We start from the raw sequence: 14,853 nt of genomic DNA on the forward strand, positions 1-14,853 counted from the left end.
ACGTGCCGCGGGCCCCTGCGTACGCCGGGGCCCCGCGGCGTTGCGTCACCGGCCGTCGGCCGGCCCCGGGGAGCCGGTCGGCACGGCCTGGGCGGGCGGGGCGCGGGCCGTTCCCCGCGCCCCGCCCGGACAACCGCCCGGACCGGGCTCAGCCGGCCTTCGGCTGCGGGAGATCGCGCAGCCAGGCGTCGACGGCTTCGGCGGTCGTGGTGGCGCCGGACTGCATCATGGAGAAGTGGTTGCCCGGCACCTCCCGCGTGGTGTGGGGCAGCGGCCAGCTCAGGCGCCACCCGTCTCCCGGGACGGTGTCGGTCACCGGCTCGCCCGCGCGGACGAACAAGGTCGGCGTGCGCACCGGTTCCGGCTTCCAGTCGTCGAACAGCCTCAGGTAGGCGCCCATCGCGGTGAGCCGGGCGCTGTCGAGCCGCCCGACCGTGGACTCGTTGTCGAACATCATGTCGGTCAGCGCGTCCTGCACATGGGGGAAGGCCGAGCTGCCCGGCAGATAGGTGTCGATCAGTACGGCGCCCACCGGCGGCACGCCCCGGGCCTCCAGCCGGCTCGTCACCGCGTGTGCCAGCCAGCCGCCGGCCGAGTGGCCGACGAGGGCGAACGCGCGGCCCTCGGCGCACTTCAGCGCGAGGTCGGCGTGCAGATCGACGACGGCGTCGACGTCGGCCGGCACCGGCTCGTCCGCGGTGAATCCGGGCACCGGCACGAACCACGCGTCGCGCCGCCGCTGGAGGGCCGCTCCGAACCGGGCGTACTGGTAGACGCCGGACAGCGCGGTGATCGTGGACAGGCAGACCAGCACGGGTGCGTCACCACCGCGGGCCAGGCGGACCGGGCGCGGCGGGGTGTCCAGGGCGGCCGGGTCGGTGAAGTGGTCCCGGATCCGGGACGCCGCGACGAGGAGGTCCAGCGCCTCCTGCGTCTTGCGCTGCCGACAGGCCGCCCGGTACAGCGCCTCGATGCCGTCCGGCACCGCGCTCCGCGCAGCGGGCCCGGGGTCCGCCTCCCGGGCGGGCTCCGGCTCGGCCGCGAGTTCCGGCTCGGCCGCGAGTTCCGCGTCCAGGTACGCCGCCAGCGCGTGCGGGGTCTCGTGGTCGAAGACCAGGGTCGCGGGCAGCCGCAGCTCCGTCGCGGACTGCACCCGGTTGCGCAGTTCGACGGCGGTGAGCGAGTCGAAGCCGAGGTCGGTGAACGGCCTGTCGGACGGGACCTGTCCCGCGTCGGCGTGGCCGAGCACGGCGGCCGTGGCGGAGCGGACCAGGTGCAGCAGCACCCTCCGGCGTTCCTCTGGCGTCCCGCCCGCGAGTTCTCTCCGCACGGTCGCCTCCGGCTCCGCCGGGCCGCTCGGGGTCGTCCCGCCGGGCACCCGCACCAGGCCGCGGAGCAGCGGCGGGATCGTCGCGTCGGTGCCCCGGGCGCGCAGGGTCGCCAGGTCCACCCGCGCTCCGAGCACCGTCGCCTCGCTCGCGGCCAGCGCGGCGTCCAGCAGGGCCAGACCGCCTTCGGTGTCCAGCGGGGCCAGACCGGCGCGGGTCATCCGGCGCATGTCCGTCTCGGACAGATGGGCGGTCATCCCGGTGCGCTGCCCCCACAGACCCCAGGCGATGGAGAGCGCGGGCAGCCCGGCTGCGTGCCGGTGCCGGGCCAGGCCGTCGAGCAGGGCGTTCGCCGCCGCGTAGTTGCCCTGGCCGGGGCTGCCGAGGACGGCGGCGGCCGAGGAGAACAGCACGAAGGCCGTCAGGGGGCGGTCGCGGGTCAGTTCGTGCAGGTGGATCGCCCCGTCCGCCTTCGATCGCAGCACCCGGCCAAGCTGTTCCCCGGTCATCGAGGTGAGGACGGCGTCGTCCAGCACCCCGGCGGCGTGGATCACCGCGCTCAGCGGCCGGTCCTCCGGGATGCCGTCCAGGACCTCGCGCAGGGCGTCGCGGTCGGCGCTGTCGCACGCCGTGAACGTGACCCCGCAGCCCAGCGCCTCCAGATCGGCGCGCAGTTCGGCAGCGCCCGGCGCCGCCTCACCGCTGCGGCTGATCAGCAGGAGGTGCCGCACGCCGTGTCCGGCGGCCAGGTGCCGGGCCACATGGGCGCCGAGGGTTCCGGTGCCGCCGGTGACGAGGACGGTGCCGGTGAGCGGGGCGGGTGGCCCGGCCGGTGCCGGCAGTCGGGCGAGCGAGGGTTCGAGGACCGCTCCGGCGCGCACCACGAGCTGGGGCGCGCCGCTCGCGACGGCCTCGACCACCGCCCGTGGCAGCGCGTCGCCCTCCAGGTCGAGCAGGGTGAACCGGCCGGGGTGCTCGGCCTGCGCCGAGCGGAGCAGTCCCCATACCGCGGCGGCGGCGGGGTCGAGGGAGTCGGCGCCCCGGGTGGTCACCACCAGGCGGGTGCGGGCCCAGCGCTCCTCACTCACCCAGTCCCGCAGCAGCGCCAGTTGGCCTCCGGTCCGTGCGTGCACGTCGTCCACGGTGTCCGTGTCGCCTGGCGGCGCGGGCTCCGGGGCCAGCAGCACGACGCCGGGCGTCGCCGCTTTGGAGACGTCCAGCAGGGCGGGCAGATCCGCGTACGCCGTGACGTCGGCTCCCCCGGCGGCCAGCAGTGCGCGCAGCCCCTCCGCTTCGGCGCCCACGACCGCCCAGGCACCCGCCTCGGCCGGGGTCGTGGTCCGTCGGCCGGTCGCCTCCCGCCAGTCCAGCCGGAACAGTCCGCCTCCGGAGAGCCGCAGCCCCCGGGTGGACACCGGCCGGAACTCCAGCGAGCGGGCGGACAGCACCGGTGTGCCGGTGTCGTCCGTTGCCGTGACGCAGACGCCGCCGTTCTCGGTCGGCGCCAGCCGCACCCGCAGGGCGCTCGCGCCGGCGCGGTGCAGGCTCAGCCCCGTCCACGCGAAGGGCAGCCTGATGCCCTCGTCGTCGTACCCGCCGTCCGGTTCCGCACCGTCGGCGCCGGTCGCGGCCAGGCCGACCGCCTGGAGACCCGCGTCGAGCAGGGCCGGGTGCAGGCCGAACCGTCCGGCCTCCGTGAGGAGTTGGTCGGGCAGCCGGACCTCGGCGAAGATCTCGTCGCCGCGGCGCCAGACCGCGCGGACTCCCCGGAACGCGGGCCCGTAGCCGTAGCCGAGTTCGGCCAGCCGGTCGTAGCCGTCGGTGATGTCGACGGCACTCGCGCCGGCCGGCGGCCAGGCGGCCGTGGGCTCCGCTTCGGTGACCGGAGGGGTGGTGGCGGTGAGGGTGCCGGTCGCGTGGCGGGTCCAGTCGGACTCGTCCGTGCCGTCGCCCGTACGGGAGTGGACGCGGAACTCACGCCGCCCCTCGGGGTCCGGCGGGCCGACCCTGACCTGGATGCGCGGGTCCCCGTCCTCGGGGAGGACCAGCGGTGCCTGAAGGGTGAGTTCCTCCACGACGGGGTGGCCGCAGCGTTCACCGGCCCGGAGCGCGAGGTCCACGAAGGCGGTCCCGGGCAGCAGTGCCACGCCGGAGACCTGGTGGTCCGTCAGCCAGGGCAGTGCCGGGGCGCGGACGCTGCCGGTGAGCACCAGTTCGTCGGTGCCGGCGAGAGCGACCTCCGCGCCGAGCAGCGGGTGGTCGGCCGGTTCGACCCCGGCCGCCGCGACGTCCCCGGTCCCGGGCGGCGCGGCCCGGACCCAGTACCGCTGCCGCTGGAACGGGTACGTCGGCAGATCCACCGGCCGTACCCGGTGGCCGGTGAAGGCCGGGCGCCAGTCCACCCGTACGCCGCGGACGTGGGCGTCCGACAGCGAGGTGAGGAACCGGTCGAGGCCGCCCTCGTCGCGGCGGAGCGTGCCCACCGCGAACGCGTCGACTCCGGCCTGCTCGGCGGTGTCGAGGACCCCGGCGGTGAGCACCGGGTGCGGGCTCATCTCGGCGAAGGCGCGGTGCCCCCGGCGGAGCAGGTCGCCGACCACGTCGTCCAGCCGGACGGTGTGCCGCAGGTTCCGGTACCAGTAGTCGGCGTCCAGGGTGGAGGTGTCCACGCGCTCGCCGGTCACCGTCGAGAGGAACGGCACGGTGGCCGGACGCGGCGAAATGCCCTCCAGCCGGGCGAGCAGCGGTTCGCGCAGCGCCTCCATGTGCCGCGAGTGCGAGGCGTACCGCACCGGGACGCGCCGCACCCGGACGCCCTCGGCGGCGCACTCCTTCTCCATCAGGACCAGACCGGGGACCGGCCCGGACACCACGACCGCACGCGGTCCGTTGACGGCGGCGATCTCCAGCTCGCCGCCCCATGCCCCCAGCCGGTCCTCCACCCAGGAGACCGGCGCGGCGATCGAGGCCATGCCGCCGCTGTCCTGGAGGCCGGCCAGCAGCCGGCTGCGCAGCGCGACGATGCGGGCGGCGTCGCCCAGGGACAGGGCCCCCGCCACGTACGCGGCGGCGATCTCTCCCTGGCTGTGGCCGGCCACGGCGGCCGGGCGGACGCCGTACGCGCGCCACAGATCGGCCAGCGACACCATCATGGCGAACAGCGCCGGCTGCACCACGTCCACCCGGTCCGGCGACGGCGCACCGGCGGCACCCCGCAGCACATCCGTCAACGGCCAGTCCAGGTGCGGTGCCAGCGCCGCGGCACACGCCTCGACACTGTCGCGGAACACCGGCGAGGTGTCCAGCAGCCGCCCGGCCATGCCGTCCCACTGCGAGCCCTGGCCGGGGAAGAGGAACACCGGGCGCTCCCCCGCGTCGGCCAGGCCGCGTACCGCGTACGAGGACTGCTCCCCCGCGGCCACCGCGTCCAGGCCCGCGAGCAGCTCCTCGCGCCCGTTGCCACGGACGGCCGCGCGGTGCGCGAAGACCGAGCGCGTGGTCGCCAGCGCGTGGCCGACGTCCACCGGGTCCGGACCGGCTCCGGCGCGCAGTCGGCGCCGCAGCCGGTCGGCCTGGTCGCGCAGCCCTTCCTCGGACTTCGCGGACAGCAGCCACGGCGGTACGACGCACGGCCCGTCGCCGTCGGCCGCGGATTCACCGGTGACCCGGGGCTCGGTCTCGGGGGCCTCCTCCAGGATGACGTGGGCGTTCGTGCCGCTCATCCCGAACGACGAGACACCGGCCCGGCGCGGGCGGTCGGCGCGCTTCCAGGGCACCGGCGCCGTGAGCAGCCGCAGCGAGCCCTCGGACCAGTCCACGTGCGCGGACGGCTCGTCGGCGTGCAGGGTGCGGGGCAGTGACTCCCGGCCCAGCGCCAGCACCATCTTGATCACGCCCGCGACTCCGGCGGCGGCCTGGGTGTGACCGATGTTGGACTTCAGCGAGCCGAGCCACAGCGGGCGGCCGGCGGGACGGTCCTGGCCGTAGGCGGCCTGGAGGGCCTGTGCCTCGATCGGGTCGCCGAGTGTCGTTCCGGTGCCGTGCGCCTCGACGGCGTCGACGTCGGCCGCGCGGAGCCCGGCGTTGCGCAGCGCCTGCCGGATCACCCGCTGCTGCGCCGGGCCGTTGGGCGCGGTGAGGCCGTTGCTGGCGCCGTCCTGGTTGATCGCGGAGCCGCGGATCACCGCCAGCACCCGGTGCCCGTTGCGCCGGGCGTCGGAGAGCCGTTCCAGCAGCAGCATGCCGACGCCCTCGGCCATGCCCATGCCGTCCGCGTGGGCGGAGAAGGCCTTGCACCGCCCGTCGGCGGCGAGGCCGCGCTGCCGGGCGAAGGTGAGCAGCGAGCCGGGTGTCGCCATCACCGTGACACCGCCGGTGAGCGCCATGGAGCACTCGCCCTGCCGCAGGGCCTGCGCGGCCCAGTGCGTCGCCACCAGGGAGGAGGAACAGGCGGTGTCGACGGAGACCGCCGGTCCCTCCAGCCCGAAGGCGTAGGCGACACGGCCGGAGACGACGCTCGCCGCGTTGCCGGTGCCGAGATAGCCCTCCAGGTCGTCGCCACCGGACATCAGCAGTGGCGCGTAGTCCTGGCCGTTGGTGCCCACGAAGACGCCGGTGTCGCTGCCGCGCACGGTCTCCGGCGCGATGCCGGCCCCTTCGAACGCCTCCCAGGACGTCTCCAGCAGCAGCCGCTGCTGCGGGTCCATGGCGACCGCCTCACGCGGGCTGATCCCGAAGAACCCGGCGTCGAAGTCGGCGACGCCGTGCAGGAATCCGCCGCTGCGCGCGTACACCGTCCCGGCCCGGTCGGGGTCCTCGTCGTAGAGGCCGGACACGTCCCAGCCGCGGTCGGCGGGGAACGGCGAGATGACGTCGGCTCCGTCGGCGACCACCTGCCACAGGTCCTCCGGAGAGGCGACGCGGCCGGGGAAGCGGCAGCTCATGCCGATGATGGCGATCGGCTCGTCGTCGGCCACCCGGGCGGGCGGTGTGCCGGTGTCCTCGTCGCCGGTCCGTGTCCCGGCGGACGTCAGCTCCCGGCGCAGGAGGCCGGCCACCGCGGTCGGGCTGGGGTGGTCGAAGATCAGTGTGGCGGGGAGCCGTACACCGGTCGCGGCCGACAGCCGGTTGCGCAGCTCGACGGCGGTCACCGAGTCCATGCCCAGCTCCCGGAACGCCCTGTCCGCGGCGATGTCGTCCGGACCGGAGTGGCCGAGCACGGCCGCGGTGGTGGCCCGGACCTCCGCCAGGACGATCCGGTCCTGCTCGTCCGGTGCGGCGGCGGCCAGGGCCCGTGCCAGCTTGGAGGTGTGAGGGGCGCCCGGGGTCCGGTCGGCCTCCGCCTCCGTGCCGGCTTCGAGGACCCGACGCGCCTCCGGGAGGTCGCCGATGAGCGGCCGGGGTCCGGCGGCGGTGAACGCGGGGACGAAGCGGTCCCAGTGCACGCGGGCGAGTACGACGGCCGGTTCGGCCAGGGCCAGCAGTCCGGGCAGCGCGGCGAGGGCCGCGCCGGAGTCGGTGACCGGCACCCCTTGCCCGCGCAGCAGGTCGGCCAGCTCTGGCCCGCCCTCCCAGGGGCTGACGGCGACGGCGGTGACCGGGCGGCCGGCCGCGCGTTCCCGTTCGGCCAGGGCGTCGAGGTGTGCTCCGGCGGCGGCGAGCGCTCCGTGCGCGCCCGCGCCCCAGACACCCGCGACCGAGGAGAGCAGCAGGAGTCGGGTGTCCGGGTGGTCGGTGCGCAGCACCTCGGCCAGCGCTTCGGCGCCCGCGCAGCGCTCCCGCATGACGCGGGTGGCGTGCACGGGGTCGCTCTGCCGTATCGGGGCCAGCTCGATCGCACCCGCGGCGTGCACCACGGCGGCCGGCGGCGCGTCCCCGGTGGCCTCCCGGAGCAGCGCGCGAAGCGCCTTGGGGTCGGTGACGTCACCCGTCACGGCGACGGTCGGCGTGCCCGCCTCGGTCAGCTCGGCGCACAGCTCCGCGCCGTCGTCCCCGACCAGGACGAGGCGGTCGGCGCCGCGGGAGGCCGCCCAGCGGGCCAGGTGGCTGCCGGGCCCCTCGGTGCCGCCGGTGATCACCACCGTTCCGGCCGGCGGCCAGGCCGGGCGCGGGTCGCCCGGCGGGTCCTCCACCGTCAGCAGCCGACGGCCGAAAGAGCCCTCGGCGCGGACGGCCACCTGGTCCTCGCCACCGTCCCGCGCGAGCCGGGCCGCCGCCCGGGCCACCACGTCGGCGGAGGCACCGACGGGCAGGTCGATCAGGCCGCCCCAGCGGTCCGGGTGCTCCAGTGCGAAGCAGCGGCCCCAGCCCCACAGCTCCGCCTGCGCGCAGTCCACGACGACATCGCCGCCGCCCGCGCCCACCGCGCCCGAGGTCACCTGCCACAGCCGCGTCCGCATGGGCACGGACGCCGCGGCCCGCAGGAGGCCCACGGCGGCCTCCCCGCCCAGCAGCGAGACCAGCCCCGTCAGCCGCTGCGGTACGAGGGCATCGCCCAACAGCCGGGCCAACGCGTCCGGTTCGGCCTCTCCGGAGGGCACGGTGACGACACGCGCCGAGCCGCCTTCGTCCGCCAGCGCCTCCACGAGCAGGGCGACCTCGGCCGTACGGTTCCCGCCGTCCTCGTGGACCAGCAGCCAGTCGGTGTTCCGGGGTGATCCGGCGCGCTCCGGTTCCGGCAGCGGCTTCCAGCCGATCCGGTACCGGCCGACGGCGGTGGGGCGAGCGCTCGCCGGAGGGGTGAGCCAGTAGTGCCTGCGCTGGAAGGCGTACGTGGGCAGCGCCACCGGCTGCGCCTCGGGCAGCAGTGCGCGCCACGCCACCGGCAGACCGGCGGTCCACGCAGCACCCAGGCTGGTCAGCAGTTGCGCGGTCTCGGGCTGGTCGCGGCGCAGGGTGTGCAGCACCCGGCCGTCGGTGACGATCTGCTCCATCGCCAACGACAGCACCGGATGCGGACCGATCTCGACGAACACCTGCGGACCCGCGTCCCGCAACCGCCGCACCACATCGGCGAACAGGACCCGCTCCCGCAGGTTCCGATACCAGTACGCGGCGTCGAGCCGCCCCTCGGGAACCGGCGCACCCGTCACCGTCGACACCAGCTCCGGACCCGGACCGCCCAGGTCCACGACCCCGGCCAGCTCCTCACGCAGCCGGCCCTCCACGGCCTCCACCTGCGCGTGGTGGGACGCGTAGTCCACGTCGATGCGGCGGGCGCGTACCCCCACCTCGTCCAACCGGGCGCACAACCCGGCAACCTCCTCCGGCGGACCGCTCACCACGATCTGCCCCGGCGCGTTCACCGCCGCCACCGTGACGCCCGAAGGCAAGTACGCCTCAGCTTCTTCGGCGTCCAGCGCGATCGAGGCCATCGCGCCCCGGCCGGACAGCTCCCGCAGCGCACGCGACCGCAGCGCGACGACCCGGGCACCGTCCTCGACACTCAGCCGGCCCGCGACCACCGCGGCCGCGATCTCACCCTGCGAGTGCCCCACCACGGCGTCGGGTTCGACCCCGGCCGCGCGCCAGACCCGTGCCAGGGAGACCATCACCGCCCACAGCACCGGCTGCACGACGTCCACCCGGTTCAGCCAGTCCCGCTCCCCGCCCGACAGGACCGCGCTCAGCGACCAGTCCACCCAGGGGTCCAGGGCCCGCTCGCACTCGGCGACCGCCTCCGCGAAGACGGGCAGCCGTTCCAGCAGCTCGGACCCCATTCCGGCCCATTGACCGCCCTGGCCGGGGAAGACGAAAACCACTGCGGAGTCGGTGCGCGCCGGCAGCGGCTGTCCCTCGGCGGCCAGCGCCTCCAGTCCCGCCAGCATCTGGTCCACGTCCGAACCGACGACCACGGCCCGCTGCTCCAGGGCGGCGCGGCCGAGCAGCCCCGCCGCGACGCCCGCGAGCCAGGCGCGGCCGGCCGTACCCGCCGCCCGCCGCTCCCGCACGAAGCCGGCGAGCCGGGCGGCCTGGCCGCGCAGCCCCGCGTCGCCGCGCCCCGACACCACCCATGGCACCGGGCCCGGCGCCTCCACCGGAGCAAGGGCCTTCGGTGGCGCGGCGGGAGGCTCCTCCAGGATCACGTGCGCGTTGGTGCCGCTGACGCCGAACGACGACACCCCGGCCCTGCGCGGATGCCCGTCGCCCGGCCAGGGCACGGCCTCGGTCAGCAGGCGCACCTCACCCGTCGACCAGTCCACGTGCGGCGACGGCTCGTCCACGTGCAGCGTCACCGGCAGTCGCCCGTGCCGCATGGCCATCACCATCTTGATGACCCCGGCCACGCCCGCGGCCGCCTGCGTGTGCCCGATGTTCGACTTCACGGAGCCGAGCCACAACGGGTTCTCCGCCGACCGGCCTTGGCCGTACGTCGCCAGCAGTGCCTGCGCCTCGATGGGGTCGCCGAGCGTGGTGCCGGTGCCGTGGGCCTCCACCACGTCCACCTGTCCGGCGGCGACCCGGGCGTTGCGCAGCGCCTGCCGGATCACCCGCTCCTGCGACGGGCCGTTCGGTGCCGTCAGGCCGTTGGAGGCGCCGTCCTGGTTCACCGCCGAACCCCGTAGCACGGCGAGTACCTGGTGACCGCCGGCGAGTGCGTCCGACAACCGCTCCAGGAGGAGCAGTCCGGCGCCCTCTCCCCAGCCGGTGCCGTCCGCCGCCGCGGCGAACGGCTTGCACAGCCCGTCCGGCGACAGGCCGCGCTGTCTGCTGAACTCGACGAACGTCCCCGGGCTGGACATGACGGTGGCGCCGCCGGCCACGACGAGGTCGCTCTCGCCGGACCGCAGGGCCTGCGCGGCCAGGTGCATGGCGACCAGCGACGACGAGCACGCGGTGTCGATCGTGACCGCCGGGCCCTCCAGGCCGAGGGTGTACGCGATCCGTCCGGAGGCGACGGCCGCCGCGCTGCCCGTCAGCAGGTACCCCTCCACCCCGGGCGGTGTCTCCGCCAGGGTGATCCCGTACCCGGAGGTGGAGGTGCCGACGAAGGTGCCGACCGGCCGCCCTGCCACCGAGGACGGGTCGATGCCCGCGTTCTCGAACACCTCCCAGGACAGTTCGAGCAGCAGCCGCTGCTGCGGGTCCATCGCCAGCGCCTCACGCGGGCTGATGCCGAAGAACTCGGCGTCGAACCCGCCCGCGTCGGTGAGGAACCCGCCCGCGCGGGCGTACGAGGTGCCGGTTCGCCCGGGGTCCGGGTCGTAGAGCCCGTCCAGGTCCCAGCCCCGGTCGCGCGGGAACGGGGTGATCGCGTCCCGTTCCGCGGCCACCAGCTCCCACAGCCCCTCGGGGGACTCCACGCCGCCGGGGAACCGGCAGCTCATGCCGATGACGGCGATCGGCTCGGGCTCGGCGGACCGGGCCTCCTCCAACCGCCTGCGGGTCTGCCGCAGGTCGGCCGTGACCTTCTTCAGGTATTCCCGCAGTTTCTGCTCGTCTGACATCCGGAACTGACTCCTAGCGTGCGGCGGGCAGGCGAACGTGCGTGTCACTGCCTGCCGAGCTCTTCATCGATCAGGGCGAACATCTCGTCGTCGGTGGCGGCGGCCAGGTCGTCGTCCTCCTGGGCGACCGGCCGTCCCTGCGCCTTGTCCCGCCAGCTCCAGAGGATGTCCTCCAGGCGGGCGGTGATCTCGTCGCGCAGGTCACCGGAGTCCGGGGCCTGTGCCAGCGCGGCCTCCAGGCGGGCCAGGTCGGTGATGATCGGGGGCTCCCCCGCGCCGTCGTCCGGCCGGAGGGCCTCCCACAGGTGGTCGGCGAGCGCGGCGGGCGTGGGGAAGTCGAACACCGCGGTGGCGCGCAGCGTCACCCCGGTCGCGGCGCCGAGCCGGTTGCGGACCTCGACTCCGGTGAGCGAGTCGAACCCCAGCTCCTTGAACGGCTTCCGGGCGCCGATGGACTCCGTGGAGTCGTGCCCGAGGACGGCCGCGGCCTGTTCCCGCACCAGGGTCAGCAGCATGCGCCGCTGCTCCTCGGCCGACAGCTCGTGCAGCCGTTCGGTCAGCGGTACGGACGGTGCGCTCACGTCACCGGCGCGTGCCGCCGCACGCGCCGGGCGGGTGGGTCCCCCCAGGTGCGCCAGCAGCGGATGGGTGTGCCGGTGCCCCGGTGAGAGCGGCAGCGGTACGGCGTGCGCGCGCCCGCCTCGGTCGCGGGCCTCGTCCAGCAGGCGCAGCCCGTGCTCGTCGCCGAGCGGCACCATCCCGGACCGGGCCACACGGGCCAGGTCGGTGTCGGTGAGGTGACCGCTGATGGCGCTGCGCCGGGCCCACAGCCCCCAGGACAGCGACTGTGCCGCCAGTCCCCGCGCCCTGCGGTGCGCGGCCAGGGCGTCCAGGAAGGTGTTCGCCGCCGCGTAGCCGGCCTGGCCCGGGGAGCCGAGCACTCCGGACGCGGACGAGAACAGGGTGAACATCGCCAGGTCCGCGTCCCGGGTCAGCTCGTGCAGGTGCCAGGCGGCGTCGGCCTTGGCAGCCATCACCCGCTCGATCCGGTCGGGCGTCAGCGAGCCGAGGACCCCGTCGTCCGCGATCCCCGCCGCGTGCACGACGCCGGTGAGCGGGTGCTCCGCGGTGACCTGCGCGAGGACGGCCGCGGCCTCCTCGCGCCGCGCGAGATCGGCGGCCACGATACGGACTTCGGCCCCGTACTGCCGTAGGCGTCGGGCGAGTTCTTCGGCACCCGGCGCCTGCGGTCCGCGCCTGCCGACGAGCAGCAGGTGCCGCACGCGCCGCGCGGTGACGAGGTGCTCGGCGACCAGCGCGCCCAGCGTTCCGGTGCCGCCGGTGATCAGGACGGTGCCGTCCGGGTCGAGCGGCGCGGGCACGTCGAGGACGACCTTGCCGGTGTGCCGGGCCATCCTGACGTGCCCGAACGCGGCCGGGGCGCGGCGTACGTCCCACACGGTCAGCGGGAGCAGCCGCAGCGCGCCGTCCCGGAACATCGTGAGCAGCTCGGCCAGCATCGTGCCGATCCGTGCCGGCTCGGGTTCGGAGAGGTCGAAGGTGCGGTAGCGGATCCCGGACGGGAGTGAAGCGGCTTCGCGGACGTCGGTCTTGCCCATCTCGATGAACCGTCCGCCGCGTGGCAGCAGTGCGAGCGAGGCGTCCACGAACTCGCCCGCCAGCGAGTTCAGCACCACGTCCATCCCCGCGCCGCCGGTCGCGTCGAGGAACGCCGTGCGGAACCCGAGGTCGCGGGAGGAGGCGATGCGGTCCTCGGACAGCCCGAGCGCCCGCAGGGTGCCCCACTTGGAGGGGTGCGCCGTCGCGAAGACGTCCGCCCCGAGATGCCGCGCGAGCTGGATCGCCGCCATGCCGACACCGCCCGCACCCGCGTGGATCAGCACCCGCTCCCCGGAGCGGAGAGCGGCGAGATCCCCGAGGGCGTACCGGGCGGTCAGGAAGGCGATGGGTACGGAGGCCGCCTCCTGGAACGTCCAGTCCTCGGGCATGCGCACGAGCATGCGGGCGTCCGCCACGGTGGTGTCGGCGAACGAGTGCGGCATCAGTCCCATCACGCGGTCCCCGACCGCCGGCCCGGCGACGCCCGGACCGACCTCGGTGACCACGCCCGCGCCCTCGCCGCCCACCGACGCGGCGCCGGGGTACATGCCGAGCGCGATGAGCACGTCCCGGAAGTTCAGCCCGGCCGAGCGCACCGCCACCCGTACCAGGCCGGCGCCGAGCGGTTCATCGGCGGCCGACGGCTGCGGTGCCAGGTCCAGTTCCTCGAGCGTCCCGCCCGAACCCGCCGTGAGCCGCCACGGGCCCTGCTCGGGTGCGCTCAGGTCGCCGTCACCTCCGGCCTCCAGGCGCGGCGTCAGCAGCGTCCCGCCCCGCCGGACGAGTTGGGGCAGCGGAGCGGCGGAGACGGCGGACAGCAGCGCGGGCCATTCCTCGTCCTCCACCTCGGTGTCGGCATCGAGCAGGACCAGCCGGTCCGGGTGCTCCGACTGGGCCGAGCGCACCAGTCCCCAGACACCCGCCGCGGATACGTCGGCGCCACGGTCGCTCTCGTCGGCCGCGACGGCGCCCCGGGTCAGAACGACCAGTCTCCGCCCGGCCATCTCGGGTGCGTCCAGGAAGGCCCGCACCTGGGTGAGCGTCCAGCCGGTGAGGGCCCGCGTCCGTTCCGGGACCGATCCCTGCCCGGGGGCGCGGCAGGGCAGCACCACCCAGTGCGGCTCGGCCGACCCGTCGCGCACGACCCCGGAGGCCGCCGCGATGTCGGGTACGGCGACCACGTGGCCGCCGTACCGCGCGTCGGCCCGGGTCTCCTCGGGGACCGGCGTCCAGCGCAGGTGGAACAGGTCGGTGCCGGACGCTCCCGGACCGGCGAGGTCGGCACGGCTGACCGGACGGAACACCAGCGAGTCGACGGTCACCACCGGGTTTCCGTCGGCGTCGACGGCCTCCAGGCCGACACCGTCGGGCTCCTGACGGCGCAGCCGCACCCGCAGGGTCGAGGCGCCGGGACGGTGCACTCGCACGCCGGTGAACGCGAAGGGCAGTCCGGCCTCTCCGGTGCTCCGAGTGGCGGCGAGGGCGTGGAGCGCGGCGTCGAGCAGGGCCGGGTGCAGCGCGAAGCCGGAGGGGTCGTCCGGCAGCACGACCTCGGCGTGGACGTCCTCGCCGTCCGCCCAGACCTGCTTCAGCCCCTGGAAGACCGGACCGTAGTCGAACCCGGCGTCCGCGAGTCCCGCGTAGACGTCCTCCGCCGGGACCGGCTCACCCGCCGGCGGCCAGACCCAGGCCGCCTCGGGGACGTACTCGGTCGCGGTGAGCGCGCCGGTCGCGTGCCGGGTCCAGTCACCGTCCCCGGTGTCCGGGCGGGAGTGGACGCTGACCGTCCGCTGCCCTTGCTCGTCGGGTTCGTCCACCGCCACCTGGACCGTCACACCCGGCCCGTCCTCGGGCAGCACCAGCGGCGCGTGGAGGGTGAGCTCCCGCACCTGCGGGCTCCCCACCTGCCGACCGGCGTGCGCTAACAAGTCGACGAACGCCGTTCCCGGCAGCAGGACCACACCCGACACGGCGTGATCGGCCAGCCAGGGCTGTGCGGCCACCGACAGCCGGCCCGTGAGCACGACGCCCCCGCCGGCGAGCGACACCCGCGCGCCCAGGAGGCGGTGGTCGGCCCCGGACAGGCCCACACCCGACAGCGCACCCGCGGACGCTCCCGCAGTTCCTCCCGCCCAGTAGCGGCGCCGCTGGAAGGCGTACGTCGGCACCTCCACCGGCTCTCGCGTGGGAGGAACCCAACGGTCCCAGCCCACCTCGACACCGTGCACGTGGAGGCGGGCCAGACCGGTCAGCAGGCCGGTGACCTGGTCACGGTCACGCCGCATGAAGCTCGCCACCGCCTCACCCTCACGCTCGCCCATCGCGGCGGAGAGAGCGGGCTGCGGACCGACCTCCGCCCAGACTCGCGCACCCAACTCCCGCGCCTTGTCCACCGCGTCGGCGAAACGCACGGGCTTCCGTACGTGCTCCACCCAGTACTCGGCACTACCGAAGTCTGT

The 14,853-nt window shown here is 75.5% G+C and carries 2 protein-coding genes; both read right to left on the reverse strand.

All coding sequences use genetic code 11. The annotated features are described in order from the left end of the window. Positions 1 to 148: 148 nt before the first annotated feature. The gene (locus ACH499_RS15040; protein ID WP_399016010.1) at positions 149 to 10,774 is read right to left on the reverse strand and encodes an SDR family NAD(P)-dependent oxidoreductase; all 10,626 of its coding nucleotides are present in this window, start codon (positions 10,772 to 10,774) and stop codon (positions 149 to 151) included. Positions 10,775 to 10,818: 44 nt separating this feature from the next. Then, the coding region (locus ACH499_RS15045) for an SDR family NAD(P)-dependent oxidoreductase (protein ID WP_399016012.1) at positions 10,819 to 14,853 on the reverse strand (4,035 nt) is incomplete at its 5' end.

It is taken from the genome of Streptomyces sp. NPDC018947, assembly GCF_044390505.1.
In the GTDB taxonomy this organism is placed as follows: Bacteria; Actinomycetota; Actinomycetes; order Streptomycetales; family Streptomycetaceae; genus Streptomyces.